Annotated in this window: 18 protein-coding genes and 1 riboswitch; of the genes, 7 read left to right on the forward strand and 11 right to left on the reverse strand. The window is 73.0% G+C overall.

Going from position 1 to position 19,704, the window contains the following annotated elements; all coding sequences use genetic code 11:
- Positions 1 to 117: 117 nt before the first annotated feature.
- The 5 genes from K8Z61_RS07380 to K8Z61_RS07400 form a co-directional block, all read right to left on the reverse strand.
- Positions 118 to 1,407, reverse strand: a complete 1,290-nt coding sequence (locus K8Z61_RS07380; protein WP_224128024.1) for a M48 family metallopeptidase — start codon at positions 1,405 to 1,407, stop codon at positions 118 to 120.
- A 109-nt stretch (positions 1,408 to 1,516) separates the two neighbouring features.
- On the reverse strand, positions 1,517 to 2,779 hold the full coding sequence (locus tag K8Z61_RS07385; RefSeq protein ID WP_224128026.1) for a basic secretory family protein: 1,263 nt from the start codon (positions 2,777 to 2,779) through the stop codon (positions 1,517 to 1,519).
- An 82-nt stretch (positions 2,780 to 2,861) separates the two neighbouring features.
- On the reverse strand, positions 2,862 to 3,878 hold the full coding sequence (locus K8Z61_RS07390; RefSeq protein WP_224128028.1) for a C40 family peptidase: 1,017 nt from the start codon (positions 3,876 to 3,878) through the stop codon (positions 2,862 to 2,864).
- Between the two features lie 13 nt (positions 3,879 to 3,891).
- Positions 3,892 to 4,047: riboswitch (cyclic di-AMP (ydaO/yuaA leader) on the reverse strand.
- A 190-nt stretch (positions 4,048 to 4,237) separates the two neighbouring features.
- On the reverse strand, positions 4,238 to 4,444 hold the full coding sequence (locus tag K8Z61_RS07395) for a hypothetical protein (RefSeq protein ID WP_224128030.1): 207 nt from the start codon (positions 4,442 to 4,444) through the stop codon (positions 4,238 to 4,240).
- 46 nt (positions 4,445 to 4,490) lie between these two features.
- Positions 4,491 to 5,858 (reverse strand): NYN domain-containing protein, encoded by a 1,368-nt coding sequence (locus tag K8Z61_RS07400; RefSeq protein WP_224128032.1) that lies wholly within the window; start codon positions 5,856 to 5,858, stop codon positions 4,491 to 4,493.
- Between the two features lie 160 nt (positions 5,859 to 6,018).
- On the opposite strand from K8Z61_RS07400, the gene K8Z61_RS07405 reads away from it, so the two are divergent.
- Genes K8Z61_RS07405 through K8Z61_RS07415 form a run of 3 tightly spaced genes read left to right on the forward strand, consistent with a single transcriptional unit; the run spans position 6,019 to position 9,494 of the window.
- Positions 6,019 to 7,806, forward strand: coding sequence for a DEDD exonuclease domain-containing protein (locus K8Z61_RS07405; protein ID WP_224128034.1), 1,788 nt, complete (start codon positions 6,019 to 6,021; stop codon positions 7,804 to 7,806).
- Positions 7,807 to 7,815: 9 nt separating this feature from the next.
- Complete coding sequence (locus K8Z61_RS07410) at positions 7,816 to 8,094, forward strand: Lrp/AsnC family transcriptional regulator (protein WP_224128036.1); 279 nt, start codon at positions 7,816 to 7,818, stop codon at positions 8,092 to 8,094.
- Between the two features lie 20 nt (positions 8,095 to 8,114).
- Positions 8,115 to 9,494 (forward strand): hypothetical protein, encoded by a 1,380-nt coding sequence (locus K8Z61_RS07415; protein WP_224128038.1) that lies wholly within the window; start codon positions 8,115 to 8,117, stop codon positions 9,492 to 9,494.
- Between the two features lie 8 nt (positions 9,495 to 9,502).
- On the opposite strand, the gene trpD is transcribed toward K8Z61_RS07415, so the two are convergent.
- Together trpD and K8Z61_RS07425 are read right to left on the reverse strand one after the other, a co-directional pair.
- Positions 9,503 to 10,558: an anthranilate phosphoribosyltransferase gene (trpD, locus tag K8Z61_RS07420; protein ID WP_224128040.1), complete on the reverse strand. Its 1,056-nt coding sequence runs from the start codon at positions 10,556 to 10,558 to the stop codon at positions 9,503 to 9,505.
- Positions 10,558 to 10,974, reverse strand: a complete 417-nt coding sequence (locus K8Z61_RS07425) for a hypothetical protein (RefSeq protein WP_224128042.1) — start codon at positions 10,972 to 10,974, stop codon at positions 10,558 to 10,560. The genes trpD and K8Z61_RS07425 overlap by 1 nt, the downstream gene beginning before the upstream one ends.
- Before the next feature lie 144 nt (positions 10,975 to 11,118).
- On the opposite strand from K8Z61_RS07425, the gene K8Z61_RS07430 reads away from it, so the two are divergent.
- Genes K8Z61_RS07430 through K8Z61_RS07445 form a run of 4 tightly spaced genes read left to right on the forward strand, consistent with a single transcriptional unit; the run spans position 11,119 to position 15,445 of the window.
- Positions 11,119 to 11,724 (forward strand): heme-copper oxidase subunit III, encoded by a 606-nt coding sequence (locus tag K8Z61_RS07430; RefSeq protein ID WP_263430784.1) that lies wholly within the window; start codon positions 11,119 to 11,121, stop codon positions 11,722 to 11,724.
- A 48-nt stretch (positions 11,725 to 11,772) separates the two neighbouring features.
- Positions 11,773 to 12,648 carry a c-type cytochrome gene (locus K8Z61_RS07435; RefSeq protein ID WP_224128044.1) on the forward strand — a complete coding sequence of 292 codons (876 nt, stop codon included), beginning with the start codon at positions 11,773 to 11,775 and terminating at the stop codon, positions 12,646 to 12,648.
- Entirely contained in the window at positions 12,645 to 13,736 is a 1,092-nt protein-coding gene (locus K8Z61_RS07440) for a ubiquinol-cytochrome c reductase iron-sulfur subunit (RefSeq protein ID WP_224128045.1), read from the forward strand. Before K8Z61_RS07435 ends, K8Z61_RS07440 begins: the two co-directional genes overlap by 4 nt.
- Positions 13,733 to 15,445: a cytochrome bc complex cytochrome b subunit gene (locus K8Z61_RS07445; RefSeq protein WP_224128047.1), complete on the forward strand. Its 1,713-nt coding sequence runs from the start codon at positions 13,733 to 13,735 to the stop codon at positions 15,443 to 15,445. Before K8Z61_RS07440 ends, K8Z61_RS07445 begins: the two co-directional genes overlap by 4 nt.
- A gap of 147 nt (positions 15,446 to 15,592) precedes the next feature.
- Here the strand turns inward: K8Z61_RS07445 and K8Z61_RS07450 are convergent, their stop codons facing one another.
- From K8Z61_RS07450 to ctaD, 4 genes are all read right to left on the reverse strand, one after another.
- Positions 15,593 to 16,009 carry a hypothetical protein gene (locus K8Z61_RS07450; protein ID WP_224128048.1) on the reverse strand — a complete coding sequence of 139 codons (417 nt, stop codon included), beginning with the start codon at positions 16,007 to 16,009 and terminating at the stop codon, positions 15,593 to 15,595.
- Positions 16,010 to 16,179: 170 nt separating this feature from the next.
- On the reverse strand, positions 16,180 to 17,415 hold the full coding sequence (locus K8Z61_RS07455; protein WP_224128050.1) for an Ig-like domain-containing protein: 1,236 nt from the start codon (positions 17,413 to 17,415) through the stop codon (positions 16,180 to 16,182).
- Between the two features lie 161 nt (positions 17,416 to 17,576).
- Entirely contained in the window at positions 17,577 to 17,993 is a 417-nt protein-coding gene (locus K8Z61_RS07460) for a cytochrome c oxidase subunit 4 (RefSeq protein WP_224128052.1), read from the reverse strand.
- Positions 17,990 to 19,666, reverse strand: coding sequence for a cytochrome c oxidase subunit I (gene ctaD, locus K8Z61_RS07465; protein ID WP_224128758.1), 1,677 nt, complete (start codon positions 19,664 to 19,666; stop codon positions 17,990 to 17,992). The genes K8Z61_RS07460 and ctaD overlap by 4 nt, the downstream gene beginning before the upstream one ends.
- Between the last annotated feature and the right edge of the window lie 38 nt (positions 19,667 to 19,704).

Consider the following 19,704-nt stretch of genomic DNA (forward strand, 5'->3'; position numbering starts at 1 on the left):
ACCCCCGCGGGCTCCGCCCGCACCGCCGCACCCGCGGCTCGCGAGACCACTCTCTGGGGAGGGAGTGAACGGCCCTCGTCGAGCGCGATGTCGGAGGACGACACCGGGAGACCGGTCTCAGCCTCGCGCCATCCGCTCGGCGAGGGCCAATCTCGTCAGCACGGTCGGGTGCGAGCCGAACCACAGCTGCGACCACGCCGGCGGCGTCGGGTCGTTCAGCGAGCGCAGGCCCAGCTGACGCTGCATGGCCTCGAACGCCGCCGGGTCCCCGGTGGCCTCCAGCGCCCCGACGTCGGCGCGGATCTCGATCTGCCGGCTCAGCGTGTTCTGCACCGGCGCGGCCAGCAGCGTCGCCACCGCCGCCAGCGCCAGCACGCGCGGCACGGTGGCCGCCTCCGGGCGTCGCCGCCCGAGGGCGAGGCCGAGCAGGCCCACCGCGGTCGCGGCGCCGAGCGCGCCGAGCACCGAGCCCGTCAGCACGTCGTCCTCCCGGGCGTGGGTCAGCTCGTGGGCCACCACCGAGAGCGTCTCGCGTCGGTCGAGGGTCTGCAGGAGCGTGTCGTAGAGGACGACGCGCCGGGTGCTGCCGTAGCCCGACACGTAGGCGTTGAGCGTCGTGGTGCGCCGGGACGCGTCGGCGACCAGCACGTCCTGCAGGGGCACGCCCTCGCGCTGGGCGAGCCGGAGGATCTCGCTGCGCAGCGGCCCGTCGGGCAACGGCGTGAACCGGTTCATCAGGGGCTCGACCAGCACCGGGTAGACGAACGAGCCGAGCAGGACGAGCGCCGCGGCCAGGCCCGCCGCCACCGCGGGCCACCGGCGCGGCGCGCGGCGGGCGCACGCCACGACGGCGAGCACCGCCAGCCCGGTCGTGACGATCGTGATCGCCTCCCCCACCGCGAGGTCGCGCGCGAACCCCGCCCAGCCCTGGCGGGTGAGGCCGGCGCGCGTCTGGTGCACATGGGCGGCGGCGGCCAGCGGGAGGGTGACCAGTCGGCCGACCAGGAGCAGCAGCGCGACGCCGAGGGGAACCTGCAGCCACCAGCGACCGGTGAGACGCGCCAGCCGCGCCATCACGCGTCCGCCCCACGGCCCGAGGCCCAGGACGAGCGCGACGACGAGCGAGAGCGCGAGCGAGCCCCAGCCCCACACGCGCGCCCAGCGGCTGTACTCCTCGGCGCGGGCGATCTGCGCGGGGTCGAACGCCGAGGTCGCGGGCACCGGCGTCAGCCGGCCGCCCGGCACGGCGTCCCAGGGGATCCGCCACCAGGCCACGAGGGCGAACGCCAGCGCGCCGACGACGGCGACGACCAGCGCGGTGGTGCGCCACGGCGCCTCGGCCTCCGGCCTGGGGCTCCCGGACGCATCGGGACGGGAGTCGGGGCGGGCCGCGGCGGACGACGTCACTCCCCCAGGGTGCGCCCGACGTCCAAGCCGCCGCGCGGCGGGGTCGACCCCGAGGGCCGTCGGGCTCCGGTGAGCGGTCTGCCGAGGGATCCGACGTGGGACGCGGGCCTCAGGCGGCCGGTCGATCGGGCACGGAGCGCGCGCCGGAGCCGGTGGACGCGCGCGGCAGCTCGCCCAGACGGGTGCGCCACAGCGCCAGCAGCCGAGCCTCCGTGAGACCCGTGGTGCGGCGCAGGTCGGCGGCGAACGCCGACCCGTCGGCCGAGCGGTCGTAGAGGGCGCGCAGGGCGTCCGGACCGGCGGCGTCGGCGATGGTGACGCACAGCTGCCAGGCGGCCTCGTAGCTGGCCTCCAGGTCGGTGCGGTCGACGGCGAAGTCCGCGGAGGTCGGCAGTCGCCGCGGCAGGCCCTCGCGCGCGATCCGGGCGGCGAGCCGAGCCGTCGTCGTGCGCAGCGGCAGCCGCACCTCCTGCAGCGCCACCCAGTCGGCGAAGCCCTCGATCAGCCACGACGGCGCGCGGCTCGCGGGGGCGCGGGTGGCGGCGTGCACGGTCTCGTGGGTCAGCACGACCTGGGCGCCGGCGCGATCGAGCCGGTTGAGCACGTCCGGGTTCACGAGCACGTGGATCGGCGCCCGGCCCGGCGGCGAGCCGTCGACGGGGGCCGTGACGGCGGCGATCTGACGGTACGTGCCGGGCTCGGCCGCCAGCGCGGCGTCGAGCGCGGAGCCGCTGCCGGGCGCCTCGACGACCAGGCGGGTCGACGGGAGGTCGAGGCGGCCGGCGACCTGGCGCACCGCCGTGCGCGCGAGCGCGTCGAGGCGGCGCGCGTCGGCGGGTCGCTGCGCGAGCACCAGCGTGCGGGGACCGCGCAGCACGGTGAGCGGACCGGTGGTCCACAGCGGGGCGCGTCCGGCGCCGCCGAACCCGGTGACCGCGAGCGTCCCGCCACGCTGCAGCAGGCGGACGCCGATCTCGGCGTCCGCCGCGCGCGGATCGAGCCCGGCCAGGCGCCACGTGGCCTCGACGGTGGCCGTCCACCGCCCGTCGGGGGCGAGCGAGCCGCTCTGGTCGACGAAGCGCAGGCTGACGTCGGTGAGTCGGAGCGCGCGCACGTTGCGCGCCACGGCCGCCAGCCGGGCCGCGGCGCGCGGGTCGTCGGCGGGCGCGAGGGCGGCGGCACCACGCTCGTCGCCGCGCGCGAGCGCCTCGCCGAGCCGCGACACCAGCTCGGTGGCGGCTCCCGTGCGCGCGGTCGCCGCCGGCGCAGCGACCTCCCCGGGCCGGATCACGACGTCGCCGTCGCCGCCGCGAGCCAGGCCCACGACGATCGCCGCGGCCAGCACCAGCGTGAGAGCGACACCGAGGCGCAACGCCCGTGCCCGGCCCGGCGCGCGCGTGGACGCCGGCGTGGTGGGCGTCGGCGACGGCGGGAGGACGGGCTCGGTCAGCGGATCAGCCCGGACGCACCGCGCCGCTGAACGGCATCGAGAACACCGGGGACACGGCGACGCCGGTGGACGGGTTCGCCGCGTGCACGATCTGGCCGTTGCCGATGTAGATGCCGACGTGGCTGATCGGGCTGTAGTAGAAGACGAGGTCGCCCGGCTGCAGGTCGCCCGGGGCGACCTTGGTGCCGGAGGCGTACTGCGCGCTCGAGGAGTGCGGCAGGGAGACGCCCGCCTGCGCCCAGGCCATCATCGTCAGCCCGGAGCAGTCGAAGGCGTTGGGGCCCGCGGCGCCGTAGACGTAGGCGTCGCCGACCTGCGCGAGGGCGTAGGAGACGGCGGCGCCGGCGCGACCGCTGACCGGCACGTTCTTCGGCACGGCGGTCGACGCCGACGACGGGGCGCCGCCGACGCGCGGCTGGTCGCGGGAGACGACGGCGGCCCGCTGCTCGGCCTTCAGGTCGCCCAGCAGCGCCTTCGCCTCGGCGAGCTTGTCGTCGATCGTCCGCTTGTCGTCGGCGAGGCCCTTCTTCAGCGCGGCCAGCCGGTCGGCCCGGTCCTGGGCGGCGGCGGTGCGCAGGCGCAGCGCCTCGGCCTGGGTGGCGTAGGAGGAGTAGAGCTGCTGCTGGATGTCGTCGAAGGAGGCCATGGTGGCCATCTGGTCGAGGAAGGCGCTCGGGTCGCGCGAGACCACGACCTCGCCCACGGCGGAGAGGCCCTGGCCCTCGTACTGGCGCACCACGGAGTCGCGCACCTGGGCACGAGCGGACTGCAGGCCGCGCGCCTGACGCCGCTGGTCGGCACGGAGCAGCCGCAGGTCCTGCTGGAGCTCGGAGAGCTGGAGGCGCGCGTCGTTGTAGCGCTCGGAGGCCTGCTCGGCCTGGCGGTAGAGGGCGTCGACCCGCGCCTGCACCGACTCGACGCTGGGCTTGGCCTGGGCCGACTGGGCCGGGATGAGTCCGGCGACGGCCACCAGGGCCAGTCCGGCAGCGGCGCTGCCGATTCGCTTCCGTCCGTGGTGCACGAGCGGGCGCTCTCCTTGTTCGTCGTGACGCCTACCGGGTGAGCTGACGGGTTCAGGCACGACTTGCCCTACCCCTGCTCCTCGACGGTGGTCGCCTCGCAGGGGATGCACCCCAGGTGAGTTGGTTCCCCGGCTCCCCCGCGGGCGGGGGACTCGACGCGGAGCGCGCGCGGCCCGTCGGTGGATCGCTTCGACGCACTCCTGTGAGGTGAGGCTAGACAACCCGTGGGAGGCGCGCCAAAACAACTCGCGAAGCGACCCCTCCGATCGGTGTGATCTGGGCCCGGTCCCCGCCTCGTGCGTCACCTCCGCCTCCTGCGTCCCACCAGCACCAGGGCGCGACGGTCGTGCGAGGCGCCTCAGGCCGACTCGACGAACGGCGGGTCCAGGGGCTCCACGAGCCGCAGCGGGGGGATCAGCCCGCCGGCGGCCAGCACGGCGAGGGCGCGCTGCTCGTCGGCGTCGAGGCTCAGCTCCGGCGGCGGGCCGAGGAGCGCGGTGACGACGCAGTCGTGGCACAGCAGGTCGCGCATCAGGCAGGAGTCGCAGTCGATTCGCATGCTCATGGCCGGAACGCTGACAGCGACCGCCGACAATTCCGGGCGAGCGGGCTCAGCGGGCGAGCAGGTCGAGCAGCACCCGGCTCGGGACGCCGCGGGCGCCGGCCCGGGCGGTCCGCGCGCGGACCGCGGCGTCGTCGGTGACGACCAGCACCACGCGCCCGTCGGGCTCGGCCTCGACCAGCTCGCCGATCACGTCGTCGGCGATCACCCCCGGCGGGCTGAACAGCACCCGCACGCCGCGCGGCGGACGCACCGGCGGGCGCTCCGAGGCCTCGGCGGCGTCGAAGACGACCGTGGTCTCGGCTCCGGTGCGGGCCGCGAGCGGCGCGAGCGCGGCGAGCAGACGGGCCCGCTGGACGTCGAGGGGGGCGCCGGGCCACCCGGCCTTGCTGACGTTGTACCCGTCGACCACCAGGCGGCTGCGCGGCATCGCGAGCCGCGCCTCGAGCATCGTCACCGTGAGCGCCGGCCCCGCGTCGGACAGCTCGGGCGCGCCGTCGGCCGCCAGGCGCGTCTCGACGCGCTCGCCGGGCGTCCCGAGCGCGGTGGGCAGGGCGAGCTCGCGCCGCAGGCCCGCCGCGGCCTCGAGCACCGTCTCGAGCAGGACGCGCGCCCGCAGGCTCGCCTCCTCGCGCTCGCGACGGGCGCGCTGGCGGGCCCCGCCCGCGTCGTCCGCCGGGGCCCCGCCCCGCTCGGACCGCGTCGCCCGCTCGGCGCGGGACGCGGCGTCCCGCGCGGCCTCCTCGGCCCGGGCCAGCGCCGCCGCGAGGTCGGCGACCTCGGCGCGCGCGGCGTCCCGCTCGGCCTCCGCGGCCGAGAGCCGGGCCGCCAGGGAGGCGTCCGGCGCGGCACGGCGCAGCTCGCCCACGCGCCGCCGCAGCGCGGCGATCTCCGCCTTCGCCTCGTCCAGGTCGTGACGGTGGGCCGCCCGGGCCTCCCGCAGGCGCTGCTCGGCGTCGGCGAGGCGGCGGACGAGGCGGGCGACCCGCCCGTCGTCGTCCGGGGCGCCGCTCCCGTCCGCCGGACGCAGCCGCTCGAGGGCCGCGGCGAGGGTCTGGGCCCAGCCCTCGCCCCGGTGCAGCCAGGCGTGGGCGGCCAGCCCCGCGGGATCGTCGAGGTCGTCCGGACCGTCGGGATCGCCGGGCGCCCCGGGGTCCGCCGCCGGCCGCCCCGCGGCGTCCGCGCCCTCGCGCACCGCGACGAGCACCGCCAGCCGCTCGCGCAGCGCGTCGTCGGCCAGCGCGTCGAGCACCGCGGACGAGCCGAGGCGCGCGCGTCGCGCCGGGGCGAACGCCGCGATCCGCCGCAGGGCGGGAGGCAGCGAGCCGGCCTCGGGCAGCACCTCGACCACGAGCGCGACGATGCGGGCGCGCACCTCGTCGGGCAGGTCGACGGCGGCGGGAGGCTCGACGGACATCGGTCCTCCTCGGGGCTGGTCGGGGTCACGCACGGGACGGGCCCCGCGCCACGGACGCGGACGCGGACGCGGCCACGCGTGGGGCGGGCCGAGCCTACGGCCGACGCGCCGCACGCCCGCCGTCCCGAGATTGTCGGCGGTCGCGCCTAGCGTCGCGTCCATGGTGGCGCAGCAGTCCGAACGGCCCGCCCGCGGGCCCGCCTGGGAGGCCCAGCGGGGCTTCGACGAGCTCGGCCGGCCGCTGCGCGACGTCACCTTCTGCGTGGTCGACCTCGAGACGACCGGCGGCTCGGCCGCCGGCGGCTCGATGATCACCGAGGTCGGCGCGGTGAAGGTCCGCGGCGGCGAGGTGCTCGGCGAGTTCCAGACCCTCGTCGACCCCCGCGGCTCGATCCCGCCGTTCATCGCCGTGCTCACCGGCATCTCCGACTCCATGGTGGCGGGGGCGCCGCGCATCGAGTCGGTCCTGCCGGCGTTCCTGGAGTTCGCGGCCGGCTGCGTCCTGGTGGCGCACAACGCCCCGTTCGACGTCGGCTTCCTCCAGCACTTCGCGGCCGAGCAGGGCCTGCCGTGGCCTCGCTTCGAGATCGTCGACACCGCGCGGCTGGCGCGCCGCGTCGTCACGCGCGACGACGCGCCGAACTGCAAGCTGTCCTCCCTCGCGGCGGCGTTCGGCTCGACCACCACGCCGAACCACCGCGCGCTCTCCGACGCGCGGGCCACCGTCGACGTCCTCCACGGCCTGCTCGACCGGCTCGGCAACCTCGGGGTCCACACGCTCGAGGAGCTGCAGACCTACACCTCCCGGGTCACGGTCGCGCAGCGGCGCAAGCGGCATCTCGCCGAGGGGCTGCCGCACGCCCCGGGGGTCTACCTCTTCCGCGACGCGCGCGAGAAGGTCCTCTACGTCGGCACCTCGCGCGACCTGCGCACGCGGGTGCGCACCTACTTCACCGCCTCGGAGACCCGCTCCCGCATGGGCGAGATGGTCGCGCTGGCCGCGTCGGTCACCCCGGTCGTGTGCGCGACCCCTCTGGAGGCGCAGGTGCGCGAGCTGCGCCTGATCGGCGAGCACAAGCCGCCCTACAACCGCCGCTCCCGGTTCCCCGAGCGCATGCACTTCGTCAAGCTCACCCGCGAGCCGTGGCCACGGCTGGCGATCGTGCGCGCGGTCAAGGACGACGACGCCGACTACCTGGGCCCCTTCTCCTCCTCCGGAGCCGCGGAGCGCTGCGTCGCCGCCCTGCACGAGGTGTTCCCGGTGCGGCAGTGCACCGGACGCCTGGCCCGCCGGCCCCGCCGCACCGCGTGCGTGCTCGCCGAGCTCGGTCGCTGCCTGTCCCCCTGCGACGGCTCGGCCGACCCCGAGGCCTACGCCGCGCTCGTCGACGCGCTGCGCACCGCGCTCCTGCACGACCCCGATCCCGTGGTCACCGGCCTCGAGCGACGCATGGGCCGCCTCGCCGCCGACGAGCGGTTCGAGGAGGCCGGGCAGCACCGCGATCGGCTCACCGCCTTCGTCCGCGCCGCCGCCCGTCACCAGCGGCTGAGCGCGCTCACCTCGTGCCCCGAGCTGGTGGCGGCACGCCGCGAGGACGACGACACCTGGGCCGTGCACGTGGTGCGCCACGGTCGCCTCGCCGCGGCCGGCGTCATCCCGCGCGGCGCCGACGCCCACCAGTACGTCGCCCAGCTGCGGGCCGGGGCCGAGACCGTCCGCCCGGCGCCGGGGCCCGTGCCCGCGGCCAGCCCGGAGGAGACCGAGCGCATCCTGCGCTGGCTGGAGTCCGACGGCGTGCGCCTGGTCGAGCTCGAGGGCACCTGGGCCTGCCCCGTCCGGGGAGCCCATCGCCACCTGCCCCGGCACGACGCCGTCGCCGCCTCGAGGCGCAGCCTGGTGCCCTTCGACGACCGACGATCGCTGCGGCCGACAGGCCCCGTGGCCTAGCCTCGGCCCATGATCACCGCGATCGTGTTCGTCCACGCCGACGTCGCCCGCATCCCCGAGGTCGCCGAGGCGATCGCCGCCCTCGAGGGCGTCTCCGAGGTCTACTCGGTCACCGGCGAGATCGACCTGATCGCGCTCATCCGCGTGCGCTCGCACGACGAGATCGCCGCCGTCGTCGCCGATCGGCTCAACAAGGTGCCCGGCGTGGTGTCCACCCAGACCCACATCGCGTTCCGCGCCTACTCGCGGCACGATCTCGAGACGGCGTTCTCCCTCGGACTCGACTGACCCCTGCCGATCCCTCCCCCGTGGTCACCCGCCTGGTCCGCACCGGCCTCCCTGCGCTCCTCACCGCGGCGGTGCTCGCCGTCGTGGCGCTGCGCCAGCTGCGCCAGCCGATCAACATCGACACCTTCTTCCACCTGCGGCTCGGCGAGCGGTTCCTGACCGACTGGTCGCCGTGGGCGCCCGGCGAGCCGACGTCGTACGCGACCAAGCACTGGTACCCGACGCAGTGGCTGAGCCAGATCGTGCTGGCCGGCACCGACGACGTCCTCGGCCTGCGTGGCGTGCTCTGGCTGGCCTCCGCGGTCGGGGTGGTCTTCATGCTGGTGGTCCTGCGCGCGTGTCGGCGGGAGAGCACGCTGGCGGTGGCGGCCCCGCTGGCGGCGGTCACGATGCTCGCGTCCGTGCCGTCGATCTCGAGCCGCCCGCAGCTGGTCAGCTACCTCCTGGTGGTCGTCACCCTCGGCGCGTGGCTCGGCACCGCGCGCGACGGACGCGTCCGCTGGTGGCTCGTCCCCCTCACCTGGCTGTGGGCGATGCTCCACGGGATGTGGCTGATCGGCGTGGTCACGAGCCTGGCCGGGGCGGTCGGCCTGCTGCTCGACAGTCCCGGGGACCGGCGGCGGTCGGCGCGCGCCCTGGCCGTCCCGGTCAGCTCCCTGCTGGCGGCCGGGCTGACGCCCGTCGGCCCGGGTCTCTACGACGCCGTGCTCACCGTCGGCGGCCGCACCGAGTACTTCAGCGAGTGGCGCCCGACCGACTTCACCTCGCCGACCGGCGCCGTCGTCGCGGCGCTGATCGCGGCGAGCGTCGTGGCGCGGGCGCGATCCGGCCCCGACGGCTGGCTGGCCGACCTGCTCCTGCTGGAGTCGATCGGCTGGGCGCTCTACAACAGCCGGGGCATCCCCGTGGCGGCCGCGATGCTCGCGGTGCTGCTGGCCCGCCAGCTCGGACGCGGCGCCGTCAGGCCCACCCCGGTCTCGGCGCGTGAGTCGCGGCTGACGCTGCTCGCCGCGGCCGTGGCCGTCACGGCGGCGGCGGGGTTCGCCGCGCTCATGCCCGACCCCACGCCCGAGGAGCCCTCCTGGCTCGCGCCGAGCCTGCGCGCGCTGCCGCCGGGCACGCCGGTCCTGAGCGAGATCCCCTTCGGCTCCTACCTGCTCTGGGCGCACCCGGAGGTCGACGCCGCCTACAACGGCTACGCCGACGCCTACACCGACGCCGAGCTGAAGGACGTCTTCGACGTGCTCGATCGGGAGGCCGGCTGGCTGGAGGTCATCGACCGTCAGGGCATCGACGTCGCGCTCGTGCGCACCGACGGCCCGCTCGCCTACGACCTCGAGCGGGTCGGCGGCTGGCGGGTGGTGCACCGCGCGGACGACGTCGTCATGCTCGCGCGCTGAGCGACTGCTCAGCTCGCCGAGGCGGCGACCCATCGGTCGAGCGACGCCGCCGCGGCGCCGGTGTCGAGCGCCTCCTCGGCCCGGGCCATCCCCGCCCGGAGCGCCGCGGCCACCGCGGCGTCGTCGGTCGGCGCGGGCGCGCCGGTCGACTGCGCGAGCACGGCGAGGGTCGCGCCGGCGTTGAGGACGACGGCGTCCCGCACCGGACCCCGCTCGCCCGCCAGCACGCGACGCACCACCGCCGCGTTGTGCGCGGCGTCGCCGCCGCGCAGGTCGTCGGCCGTCGCGGGGGCCAGGCCCAGGCCGGCGGGGTCGACGACGGCGGGCACGACCTCGCCCGCGGAGACCACCCACAGGTCGGAGAGCGCGCCCGTGGTGAGCTCGTCGAGCCCGTCGCGGCCTCGGAACACCCACGCGTCGACGCCACGGCGGGCGAGGACGCCGGCCATGATCGGCGCGGCCTGCGGATCCGCACAGCCGATCGCCTGGGCTCCGGGGCGCGCCGGGTTCGTCAGCGGGCCCAGGAAGTTGAAGCTGGTGCCGATGCCGAGCTCGCGCCGCGGCAGCGCGGCATGGCGCATCGAGCCGTGGAAGGCGGCCGCGAACAGGAAGGTGATGCCGGCCTCGCGGGCGACCCGCGCGACGTCGGCCACCGGCAGGTCCAGGCGCACGCCGAGCTGCTCGAGCACGTCGGCGGAGCCGGACTTCGAGGACGCCGAGCGGTTGCCGTGCTTGGCCACCCGCGCTCCGGCGCCCGCGGCGACGATCGCGGACATGGTCGAGATGTTCACCGACATCGACCGGTCGCCGCCGGTGCCGACGACGTCGACGAGCGGGCCCGGGATCTCGATCGGGGCGGCGAGCGCCAGCATCTGCTCGGCCAGCCCGGCGAGCTCCTCGACCGTCTCGCCCTTGGCCCGCAGCGCGACGGCGAAGCCGGCGATCTGCGCCGGCGTGGCCTCGCCGCCGAGGATCTCCCCCATCGCCCAGCCGGTCTCGTCGGCGGTGAGGTCCTCGCGCGCGACCAGTCGCCCGAGCACGTCGGGCCAGGTGGTCGGTGGCATCAGGAGGCGGGGACGGCGCGCGCCCGCAGCAGCGCGACGACCGTCTCGGCGAGGTGCAGCGGGTCGATCGGGTGGGAGACCGCGGCCTCGGCCCGCGACCAGGTCGCGAGCCAGGCGTCCTGGGGGCGTCCGGTCAGGACGACGACCGGCGGGCACCGGTAGATCTCGTCCTTGAGCTGCTTGGCGATGCCCATGCCCCCGGCGGGCACGGCCTCGCCGTCGAGGACCGCGAGGTCGATGGTGCCGGAGTCCATCGTCGAGCGGACGACCGGCTCGGTGGCGACCTCGACGTACTGCACCTCCGGCAGGTCGGGGTGCGGCCGGCGGCCGAGCGCGAGGATCACCTGCTGACGCGTGGTGACGTCGTCGCTGTAGACCAGGACGCGGAGCGGACGGTCCGTCGTGGGCTCACTCACGCGGGCGATGCTAGCCCTCCGCGGGCGCGCGCGGGCGACGTGAGACATCCCTCGTCTGAGACAGCGGGGACCCCACGTCGCGGATAGCCCCTCGTCGGCCATAATGGATCCGTGGCGACTACGGCAACCATCCCTGCGTCCCGTCTGCACGGGCATCACGACCGGCCGAGCATGGTCAGCGTCGGAACCATCATCTGGCTCTCCAGCGAGCTGATGTTCTTCGCGGCGCTGTTCGCGGCGTACTTCACGATCCGCGCGGTCAGCCCGCAGCTGTGGGCGCAGAACACCGAGTCGCTCAACATCCCGTTCGCCTCGGCGAACACCACGATCCTGGTGCTCTCCTCCCTCACCTGCCAGCTCGGCGTGTTCGCGGCCGAGCGCGGCCAGGTCAGCCGCTCCGGCTCCCTGCTGCAGATCAAGGGCTGGGGCCTGCGCGAGTGGTTCATCCTCACGTACCTCATGGGCGCCGTGTTCATCGGCGGCCAGGCCGTGGAGTACACCGAGCTCGTCCACGAGGGCATCACCATCCAGGACTCCGCCTACGGCACGATGTTCTACCTGACCACGGGCTTCCACGGCCTGCACGTCACCGGTGGCCTCATCGCCTTCCTGCTCGTCCTCGGACGCACCTATCTCGCCCGCCGCTTCACCCACGAGCAGGCCGTCAGCGCCATCGTCGTGTCGTACTACTGGCACTTCGTCGACGTCGTCTGGATCGGGCTCTTCGCCACGATCTACCTCGTCAAGTAACCCGTCGTCGCCCGCCGACTCCTTCAAGGATCGAGGACAAGTCACATCGTGCGTTTCCTGAACCGCTCCGCCGGCCGACTGTCGCGCTACCGTCGCGGCCCGGTCGCCGGACTGCTGCTGCTGCTGCTCGGGCTCGGGCTCACCGGCGGCCTCTACCAGGCCTTCTCGCCGGCTCAGGCCGCGAAGTCCGACACCCAGGCGATGCAGGTCGAGAAGGGTCGCAAGCTCTTCCTCGTCGGCTGCTCGTTCTGCCACGGCCAGAACGGTCAGGGCATCTCGACGATCGACGGCAACCAGCTCGGCCCGTCCCTCGTCGGCGTCGGCGCCGCCGCGGTCGACTTCCAGGTCGGCACGGGCCGCATGCCGATGGCCCAGCCGGGCGCCCAGGCCCCGCGCAAGAAGGTCGTCTACACGCAGGACGAGATCGACGCGATGGCGGCCTACGTCGCCTCCCTCGGCCCCGGCCCGGCCGTCCCGGCCGCCAAGGACTACAGCGTCGAGGGGCTCACCGACGCCGAGCGCCAGGAGGCGATCGTGCGCGGTGGCCAGATCTTCCTCACCAACTGCACCGCGTGCCACAACTTCGACGGCGCCGGCGGCGCGATGCCGCGTGGCGGCTACGCCGTCAACCTGCACAGCGTCGAGCCGCGCTACATCTACGAGGCGCTGCTGACCGGCCCGCAGAACATGCCGTCGTTCAGCAACGGCAACCTCTCGCCGGAGGAGAAGCGCGACGTGATCGCCTACATCACCTCCATGCGTGAGACCCCGAGCTACGGTGGATTCACGCTGGGCAGCCTCGGCCCCGTGGCCGAGGGCCTGTTCGCGTGGGTCGTCGGCATCGGCGGCGCGGTCGGCTTCGCCGTGTGGATCGCGGCCCACTCGACCCGATCGACCAAGAAGAAGGCGGAGGTGGACGCGTGAGCGACCAGCACCTGCCCGAGCACGTCTCCGGCGACGACGCCGGCAGCGACCTCGAGCCCATCCGCGACCCCGGCCTGCCCGAGCACCAGTGGCGGCCGACCGACGTCGACCCGAAGGCGGAGAAGCGCGCCGAGCGACAGGTCGCGATCCTCTTCGGCCTCTCGGCCCTGAGCACGTTCCTGTTCCTCGTCTCGTACTTCACCTTCAAGGTGGGCGACGAGTGGGACTCCAGCCTCGGCCTCGGAGTGTCCAACGTGGCGCTCGGCGGCACGTTCGGCGCGGCGCTGCTCTTCATCGGCGCCGGCATCATCCAGTGGGCGCGCAAGCTCATGGCCGACCACGAGATGGTCGAGATGCGCCACCCGGCCGCCTCCTCGGAGGAGGACCGCGAGGCGACGCTCGCCGCGCTCCAGGCCGGTCTCGAGGAGTCGGGCATCGCCCGCCGCCCGCTGATCCGCAACTCCCTGATCGGCTCGGTCGCCCTGCTGGGCGCACCGGCCGTCGTCCTGCTGCGCGACCTCGGTCCGCTCCCGGGCGACAAGCTCAAGCACACCGTGTGGAAGCCGAACATGCGCCTGGTGCGCGACGTCGTCGGCACGCCGATCAAGGCGTCCGACATCGAGATCGGCGACCTCATCAACGGTGCTCCGGAGGCCCTGTTCCCCACCGAGGAGAACGGCTACCCGGAGATCGAGGGCGTCGAGCTCCAGGCCGAGAAGGCCAAGGGCGCGATCATCGTCGTCCGCATCGAGCCGGACGAGCTCCAGCCCGGCCGCGGCCGGGAGAACTGGGACGTCGACGGCATCGTCTGCTACTCCAAGATCTGCACCCACGTCGGGTGCCCGATCTCGCTCTACGAGCGCACCACCCACCATGTGCTGTGCCCCTGTCACCAGTCGACCTTCGATCTGGCCGATTCCGCCCGGGTGATCTTCGGCCCTGCAGCACGCCCCTTGCCCCAGCTCCCCTTGGGCGTTGACGACGAGGGATATCTGATCGCCCGGAGTGACTTCCTCGAGCCCGTGGGCCCGAGCTTCTGGGAACGAGACAGCAAGGACATCGGCAACCAAGGCGAGGCTGACGTATGAGCATCGACACCAGCAAGGTCGCGGAGAGCAACCGCTCGTCCGCGGCGACCGCCGCGAAGCCGAACCGCGCAGGCTCCGTCGCCCTCTGGGCCGACGAGCGGCTCGGTCTCGGCACCGCGATGAAGAAGAACCTCCGGAAGGTGTTCCCGGACCACTGGTCCTTCATGCTGGGCGAGATCGCCCTGTGGAGCTTCGTGGTCCTCCTCCTCTCGGGAGTGTTCCTCACCCTGTGGTTCAAGCCCTCGATGGGCGAGGTCACCTACCAGGGTTCCTACGACGCGCTGCGCGGCATCCCGATGTCCGAGGCGTTCGCGTCCAGCCTGCACATCTCCTTCGACGTGCGCGGCGGCCTGCTGATGCGTCAGATGCACCACTGGGCCGCGATGCTCTTCGTCGCCTCGATGATGGTGCACCTGCTGCGCGTCTACTTCACGGGTGCGTTCCGCAAGCCGCGCGAGCTCAACTGGGTCATCGGGTCGCTGCTGCTGCTGCTCGGCACCCTCGAGGGCTTCACCGGCTACTCGCTGCCCGACGACCTGCTGTCGGGCACCGGCATCCGCGCCGCGGACGGCTTCATGAAGTCCATCCCGGTGGTCGGCACGTACCTGTCGTTCTTCCTGTTCGGCGGCGAGTTCCCGGGTGACGCGATCATCCCGCGGCTCTACATCATCCACGTGCTGCTGATCCCCGGCCTGCTCCTCGGCCTGATCGCCGCCCACATGCTGCTGCTCGTCTACCACAAGCACACGCAGTGGCCTGGCCCCGGCCGCACCGAGCAGAACGTCGTCGGCTACCCGATGCTGCCGGTGTACGCCGCCAAGGCCGGTGGCTTCTTCTTCATCGTCTTCGGCATCACCGCCGTCATGGGCGGTCTGCTGACCATCAACCCGGTGTGGAAGTTCGGTCCGTACGACCCGACCAAGGTCACCGCCGGCTCACAGCCCGACTGGTACATGGGCTGGCCCGACGGAGCGCTGCGCATCATGCCCGGCATCGAGTCGCACCTGTTCGGCCACACGATCGCCTGGAACGTCTTCCTGCCGATCATCGTGCTGCCCGGCCTGATGTTCACGATCCTGGCGGCCCTGCCGTTCCTGGAGTCCTGGATCACCGGCGACAAGCGCGAGCACCACCTGCTCGAGCGTCCGCGCAACGCCCCGACCCGCACGGCCCTGATGGTCGCCCTGATGACCTTCTACGGCCTCCTGTGGGCTGCCGGCGGCAACGACATCATCGCCATCAAGCTGCACGCCAGCATCAACGCGATCACCTACTTCATGCGGGTGGCCGTGTTCGTGGGCCCGCTGCTGGCCTTCGCGATCACGCGTCGCTGGTGCATCTCGCTGCAGCGTCACGACGAGCAGAAGCTGCTGCACGGCTACGAGACCGGCATCATCATGCGGTCGGCCGAGGGCGGCTACTCCGAGCGTCACCTGCCGATCTCCGAGTCGGCTGCGTACACGCTCACGGCGCGCGACGACGACGAGGTCTACGTGCCCGAGACCAAGGTCGACGAGAACGGCGTGGCTGCACCGGTCGGTCGTCTCGACGCCCTGCGTGGCAAGCTCTCGGCCCTGTGGTTCGCGGACAACGTCCAGCGGCCGACTCGGGACGAGATCGAGGAGGCGCGTCACCACTTCGAGCACGAGCTCGAGGGTGGTCACGACGAGCACGCGGCCCTCGAGAGCAGCGAGTCCGTCAAGCACTGACGCCACGGCGCCAGGCACGACCCCAGGGGGTCGGCTCCTTCGGGAGCCGACCCCCTTCGTCGTCTCCGGAGGCCCTCCCCCACGCTCGGCATCCAGCCCCGGGTCGAAGAAGGTCTCAGGCTCGGAGGTGGGCGGTGCGCAGGAGCCTCACGGACGCAGCAGACGCAGACCGACGAACCCGGGCTGCGAGCTCAGTCGCGCATGCATGGCCGGATCGCGCTCGGCCACCTCGGGGGACGCTCGGTGCTCCACCAGCCGTTCGATGAGGAAGCCCGCATCCGTGACCCCGGCGCACCAGTCGGAGAGCGGCTGACGCCAGGAGCGCACCTGCCAGTCCTGCTGACAGGTCTCCTCGACCCAGCCGCGGTCGAAGTACCCTCCCCCGACGTGCTGCCAGTCCCAGGTGGGATGGGTGTGGTCGACGTGGTCAATACCACGAGGGCAGCCGGCACGCGGGCACGCGGGCACGCGCATCGGGCTGGCGTCCAGGCCATGGACCTCGGCGCCGCGTCGCACGAGCTCCTCGGCGTGGAGGCCCGGCCCCGCAGCCGAGGTCCAGGACACGACGTCCGGCCACGTCGCCGAGCAGGGCGAGCACGGTCGGACGGGCGAAGGGGACTCGTACTGGGCGTCAACCACCCGTGGAGCCCGCCCACAACGCACGACGCCCCCGGAGTCCATGACGGATGCTCCCGGGGGCGCCTGGGAGTCTCTCAGCGGCTCCAGTGCGGCCCTCAGGCCAGGGCGGAGCCCTTCTCGTAGGCCTTCCAGCCGATGTTCCAGTCGCCGTAGCCGTTGCCGGGCTCCATCGGACGATCGGTGCCCGTGGTCTCGACGACATCGCCACGGCGGCTCAGGTCGTAGAGCCACTTGGCGTTCGCCGTGCTCATGCCCGTGCAGCCATGGCTCACGTTGGCGCGGCCCTGGGAGCCCACGCTCCACGGAGCGGCGTGGATGAACTCGCCGGAGTAGGTGAGTCGCATGGCCCACTGGACGTTGTCGATGTCGTAGGCCTCGGAGCCGCCGATGCCGACGGTCTCGGAGTTCATCCGCTTGCTCGCGAACTTCTCGATGATCACCTTCACGCCCGAGCGGGTGATGAAGCCGGGCTTGCCGGTGGTGATCGGCAGCGTGCGCAGCAGCTTGCCGTTGCTGTAGACCTGCATCTGGTGGGTCTGCGCGTTCACCTTGTAGACGTGGGCGTCACCGACGGTGAAGTCGGACTCACGGTCCTTCTGGCCGTAGACGCCTCCGCCTGCGGAGACCGAGTTGATGTCCGCAGCCACGTGCACCTTCGTGCCGGGCTTCCAGTAGGACTTCGGGCGCCAGTGCACCTCGGTGTCGCTGATCCAGTGCCACGCACCCTGCTGGACCGGCGACGAGGTGACGGTCAGGTGCTTCTCGATCGAGGCGCGGTCCTTGACCGGCAGGTCGAAGGTGACGATGACGGGCATGCCGACGCCGACCTTCTCGCCGTCGAGCGGCGCGATCGAGGGGAAGACCTGCTGGGTCTTCACGTCGAGCGCCTCGGTGCGGAAGCTCATCGCCTTGCTGACCGCGACGCCGGCGGCGTCGACCCCCTTGGCCTGCACCCGGTAGGTCGTCCCCGGCTCCAGCAGCCCCGACGCCGTCCAGGCGGTGCCGTCCGAGCCCAGGGCGCCGTCGAGCCGACCCTCCGGACCACGAACGGTGACGGACTCGAGCTTCCCGTCGCTGATGGACGCCTTGAGCGTCGTGTCGACGGGCACGGACGTGGCGCCGCGGTTGACGTTGAAGCTCACGATGGCGGCCGACGAGGGCGCTGCCGCACCGGTGGTGGCCGGGCTGTCGGCCTGGGCGCCCGTGCCGGAGCCCTGCGTCGATCCCCCGGCGTTGCAGGCCGCGAGCGCGAGGAGAGGCACCACCGCGGCGACCGCGGCAGCCCGCCGCAGAGGCGGGACGTGGAAGGGGGCGGGACGGGTGCTGCGCATGGACATGACTCCCGGGCGTCGGGTCGTGTGCGGACGGGTCACAGGTGAGGACGCATCCGGCGGCGCATTCGTTGCGCTGCGATCAGAGTAAAGGAGGGTGTGTAGACGCAGCGATTCCGCACGCCCGGACGGACGTGCGGAATCGCTGAGGGCATCACGCCTCAGTGGGCGTGCTCGCCCCGGTAGTACTCGAAGACCAGGCCGCACACGGCGATGGCGCCGACGGCGCCGCCGATGATGGCCAGCCACCAGGCCTGCATCGCGACCGAGAAGACGATCAGACCGAGCGTCAGGGCCGCCCAGAGCGGCCACCACGAGTAGGGCGGGAAGAAGCCCAGCTCACCGGCGCCGTCGGCGATCTCGGCGTCCTTGCGGTCCTCGGGACGAGGGTCCAGGCGCCGGGCGGTGAAGCCGAGGTAGAGCGTCACCATCGCGGTCAGGAGCGTGGTCATGGTGAGGGCGGAGGTGCCCGTCCAGTCGCCGCCCTTCTCGGAGGCGTCCGTGACCAGCCAGTACGCGGGGGTCACGAGCACCAGGAAGACGGTGCAGACCCCGAAGATCCAGGCCTCGGCCTTCACCGCTGCTCACCTCCGGTCGTGTCGTCGTCGAGCAGGTCCTCCAGGTGCTCCCGGCGGCCCTCCATGTCGGGGGCGTCGGTGCCGGCGCCGTTGCCATTCTCCTCGAGGTCGAGGACCGCGATCTCCGGGTGGTGGAGGTCGAAGGCCGGCGACTCCGAGCGGATCCGCGGGATCGTGTGGAAGTTGTGCCGCGGCGGCGGGCAGGAGGTCGCCCACTCCAGCGAGCGGCCCCAGCCCCACGGGTCGTCGGTGTTGACCAGCGGGTTCCGACGCGAGACGTACACGTTGTAGAAGAACGGCAGCATCGACAGCGACAGCAGGAATGCGCCCACGGTCGAGATCTGGTTCAGGAACGTGAACCCGTCGGACGGCAGGTAGTCGGCGTAGCGGCGGGGCATGCCCTCGACGCCGAGCCAGTGCTGCACGAGGAACGTGGTGTGGAAGCCCACGAACAGGATCCAGAAGTGCAGCTTGCCGAGCCGCTCGTCGAGCATCCGTCCGGTCATCTTGGGCCACCAGAAGTAGAAGCCCGCGAACATCGCGAACACGACGGTGCCGAAGACGACGTAGTGGAAGTGCGCCACGACGAAGTACGAGTCGGACACGTGGAAGTCCAGCGGCGGGCTCGCGAGGATGATGCCGGTGAGGCCACCGAAGAGGAAGGTCGTCAGGAAGCCGATCGACCACAGCATCGGGGTGTCGAAGCTGAGCGATCCGCCCCACATCGTGCCGATCCAGTTGAAGAACTTCACGCCGGTCGGGACCGCGATCAGGAACGTCATGCCGGAGAAGAACGGCAGGTCGACGGCGCCGGTGACGAACATGTGGTGCGCCCACACGGCGACCGAGAGGATCGCGATGCCGAGGGTCGCGCCGACCAGGCCGATGTAGCCGAAGATCGGCTTGCGGCTGAAGACTGGCAGGATCTCGGTGACGATGCCGAAGAACGGCAGCGCGATGATGTAGACCTCGGGGTGGCCGAAGAACCAGAACAGGTGCTGCCACAGGATCGGGCCGCCGTGCGCGGCGTCGAAGACGTGGGCGCCCAGGATGCGGTCGGCCTCGAGCGAGAGCAGCGCGCCGGCGAGCACCGGGAACGCGATGAGCACCAGCAGGCTGGTGATCAGGGTGTTCCAGGTGAACAGCGACATGCGGAACATGGTCATGCCCGGCGCGCGCATGCAGATGATCGTGGTGATGAAGTTGACCGCACCGAGGATCGAGCCCAGACCGGCCATCCACAGGCCCATGATCCACAGGTCTCCGCCGACGCCCGGGCTGCGGACGGCGTCCGACAGCGGGGTGTAGGCGAACCAGCCGAAGTCGGCCGCGCCCTGAGGGGTCAGGAAGCCGGACGCGGCGATCAGGCCACCGAACAGGAACAGCCAGTAGCTGAACATGTTCAGACGCGGGAACGCGACGTCCGGGGAGCCGATCTGCAGCGGCATGATCACGTTCGCGAAGCCGAAGAACAAGGGCGTCGCGAAGAGCAGCAGCATGATCGTGCCGTGCATCGTGAAGAGCTGGTTGTACAGCTCGTCGTTGACGATCTGCTGGCCCGGGTAGGCGAGCTCGGAGCGGATCAGCAGCGCCATGACGCCGGCGATCAGGAACCAGGCGAACGAGGTCACCAGGTACATCTTCCCGATCAGCTTGTGATCGGTGGTGGTCATGATCCGCACCAGCTGGGTGCCGAGCGGCTTGCGCTCGG

The organism is Nocardioides sp. TRM66260-LWL (genome assembly GCF_020075545.1).
GTDB lineage: Bacteria > Actinomycetota > Actinomycetes > Propionibacteriales > Nocardioidaceae > Nocardioides.

What these genes read in the sequence shown, in the direction of transcription:
- K8Z61_RS07395 (WP_224128030.1), bottom strand. Translation starts at nt 4,444, where the DNA reads ATGAGCATGCGAATCGACTGCGACTCCTGCCTGATGCGCGACCTGCTG.
- K8Z61_RS07400 (WP_224128032.1), bottom strand. Translation starts at nt 5,858, where the DNA reads ATGTCCGTCGAGCCTCCCGCCGCCGTCGACCTGCCCGACGAGGTGCGC.
- K8Z61_RS07405 (WP_224128034.1), top strand. Translation starts at nt 6,019, where the DNA reads ATGGTGGCGCAGCAGTCCGAACGGCCCGCCCGCGGGCCCGCCTGGGAG.
- K8Z61_RS07410 (WP_224128036.1), top strand. Translation starts at nt 7,816, where the DNA reads ATGATCACCGCGATCGTGTTCGTCCACGCCGACGTCGCCCGCATCCCC.
- trpD (WP_224128040.1), bottom strand. Translation starts at nt 10,558, where the DNA reads ATGCCACCGACCACCTGGCCCGACGTGCTCGGGCGACTGGTCGCGCGC.
- K8Z61_RS07445 (WP_224128047.1), top strand. Translation starts at nt 13,733, where the DNA reads ATGAGCATCGACACCAGCAAGGTCGCGGAGAGCAACCGCTCGTCCGCG.
- K8Z61_RS07455 (WP_224128050.1), bottom strand. Translation starts at nt 17,415, where the DNA reads ATGCGCAGCACCCGTCCCGCCCCCTTCCACGTCCCGCCTCTGCGGCGG.
- ctaD (WP_224128758.1), bottom strand. Translation starts at nt 19,666, where the DNA reads ATGACCACCACCGATCACAAGCTGATCGGGAAGATGTACCTGGTGACC.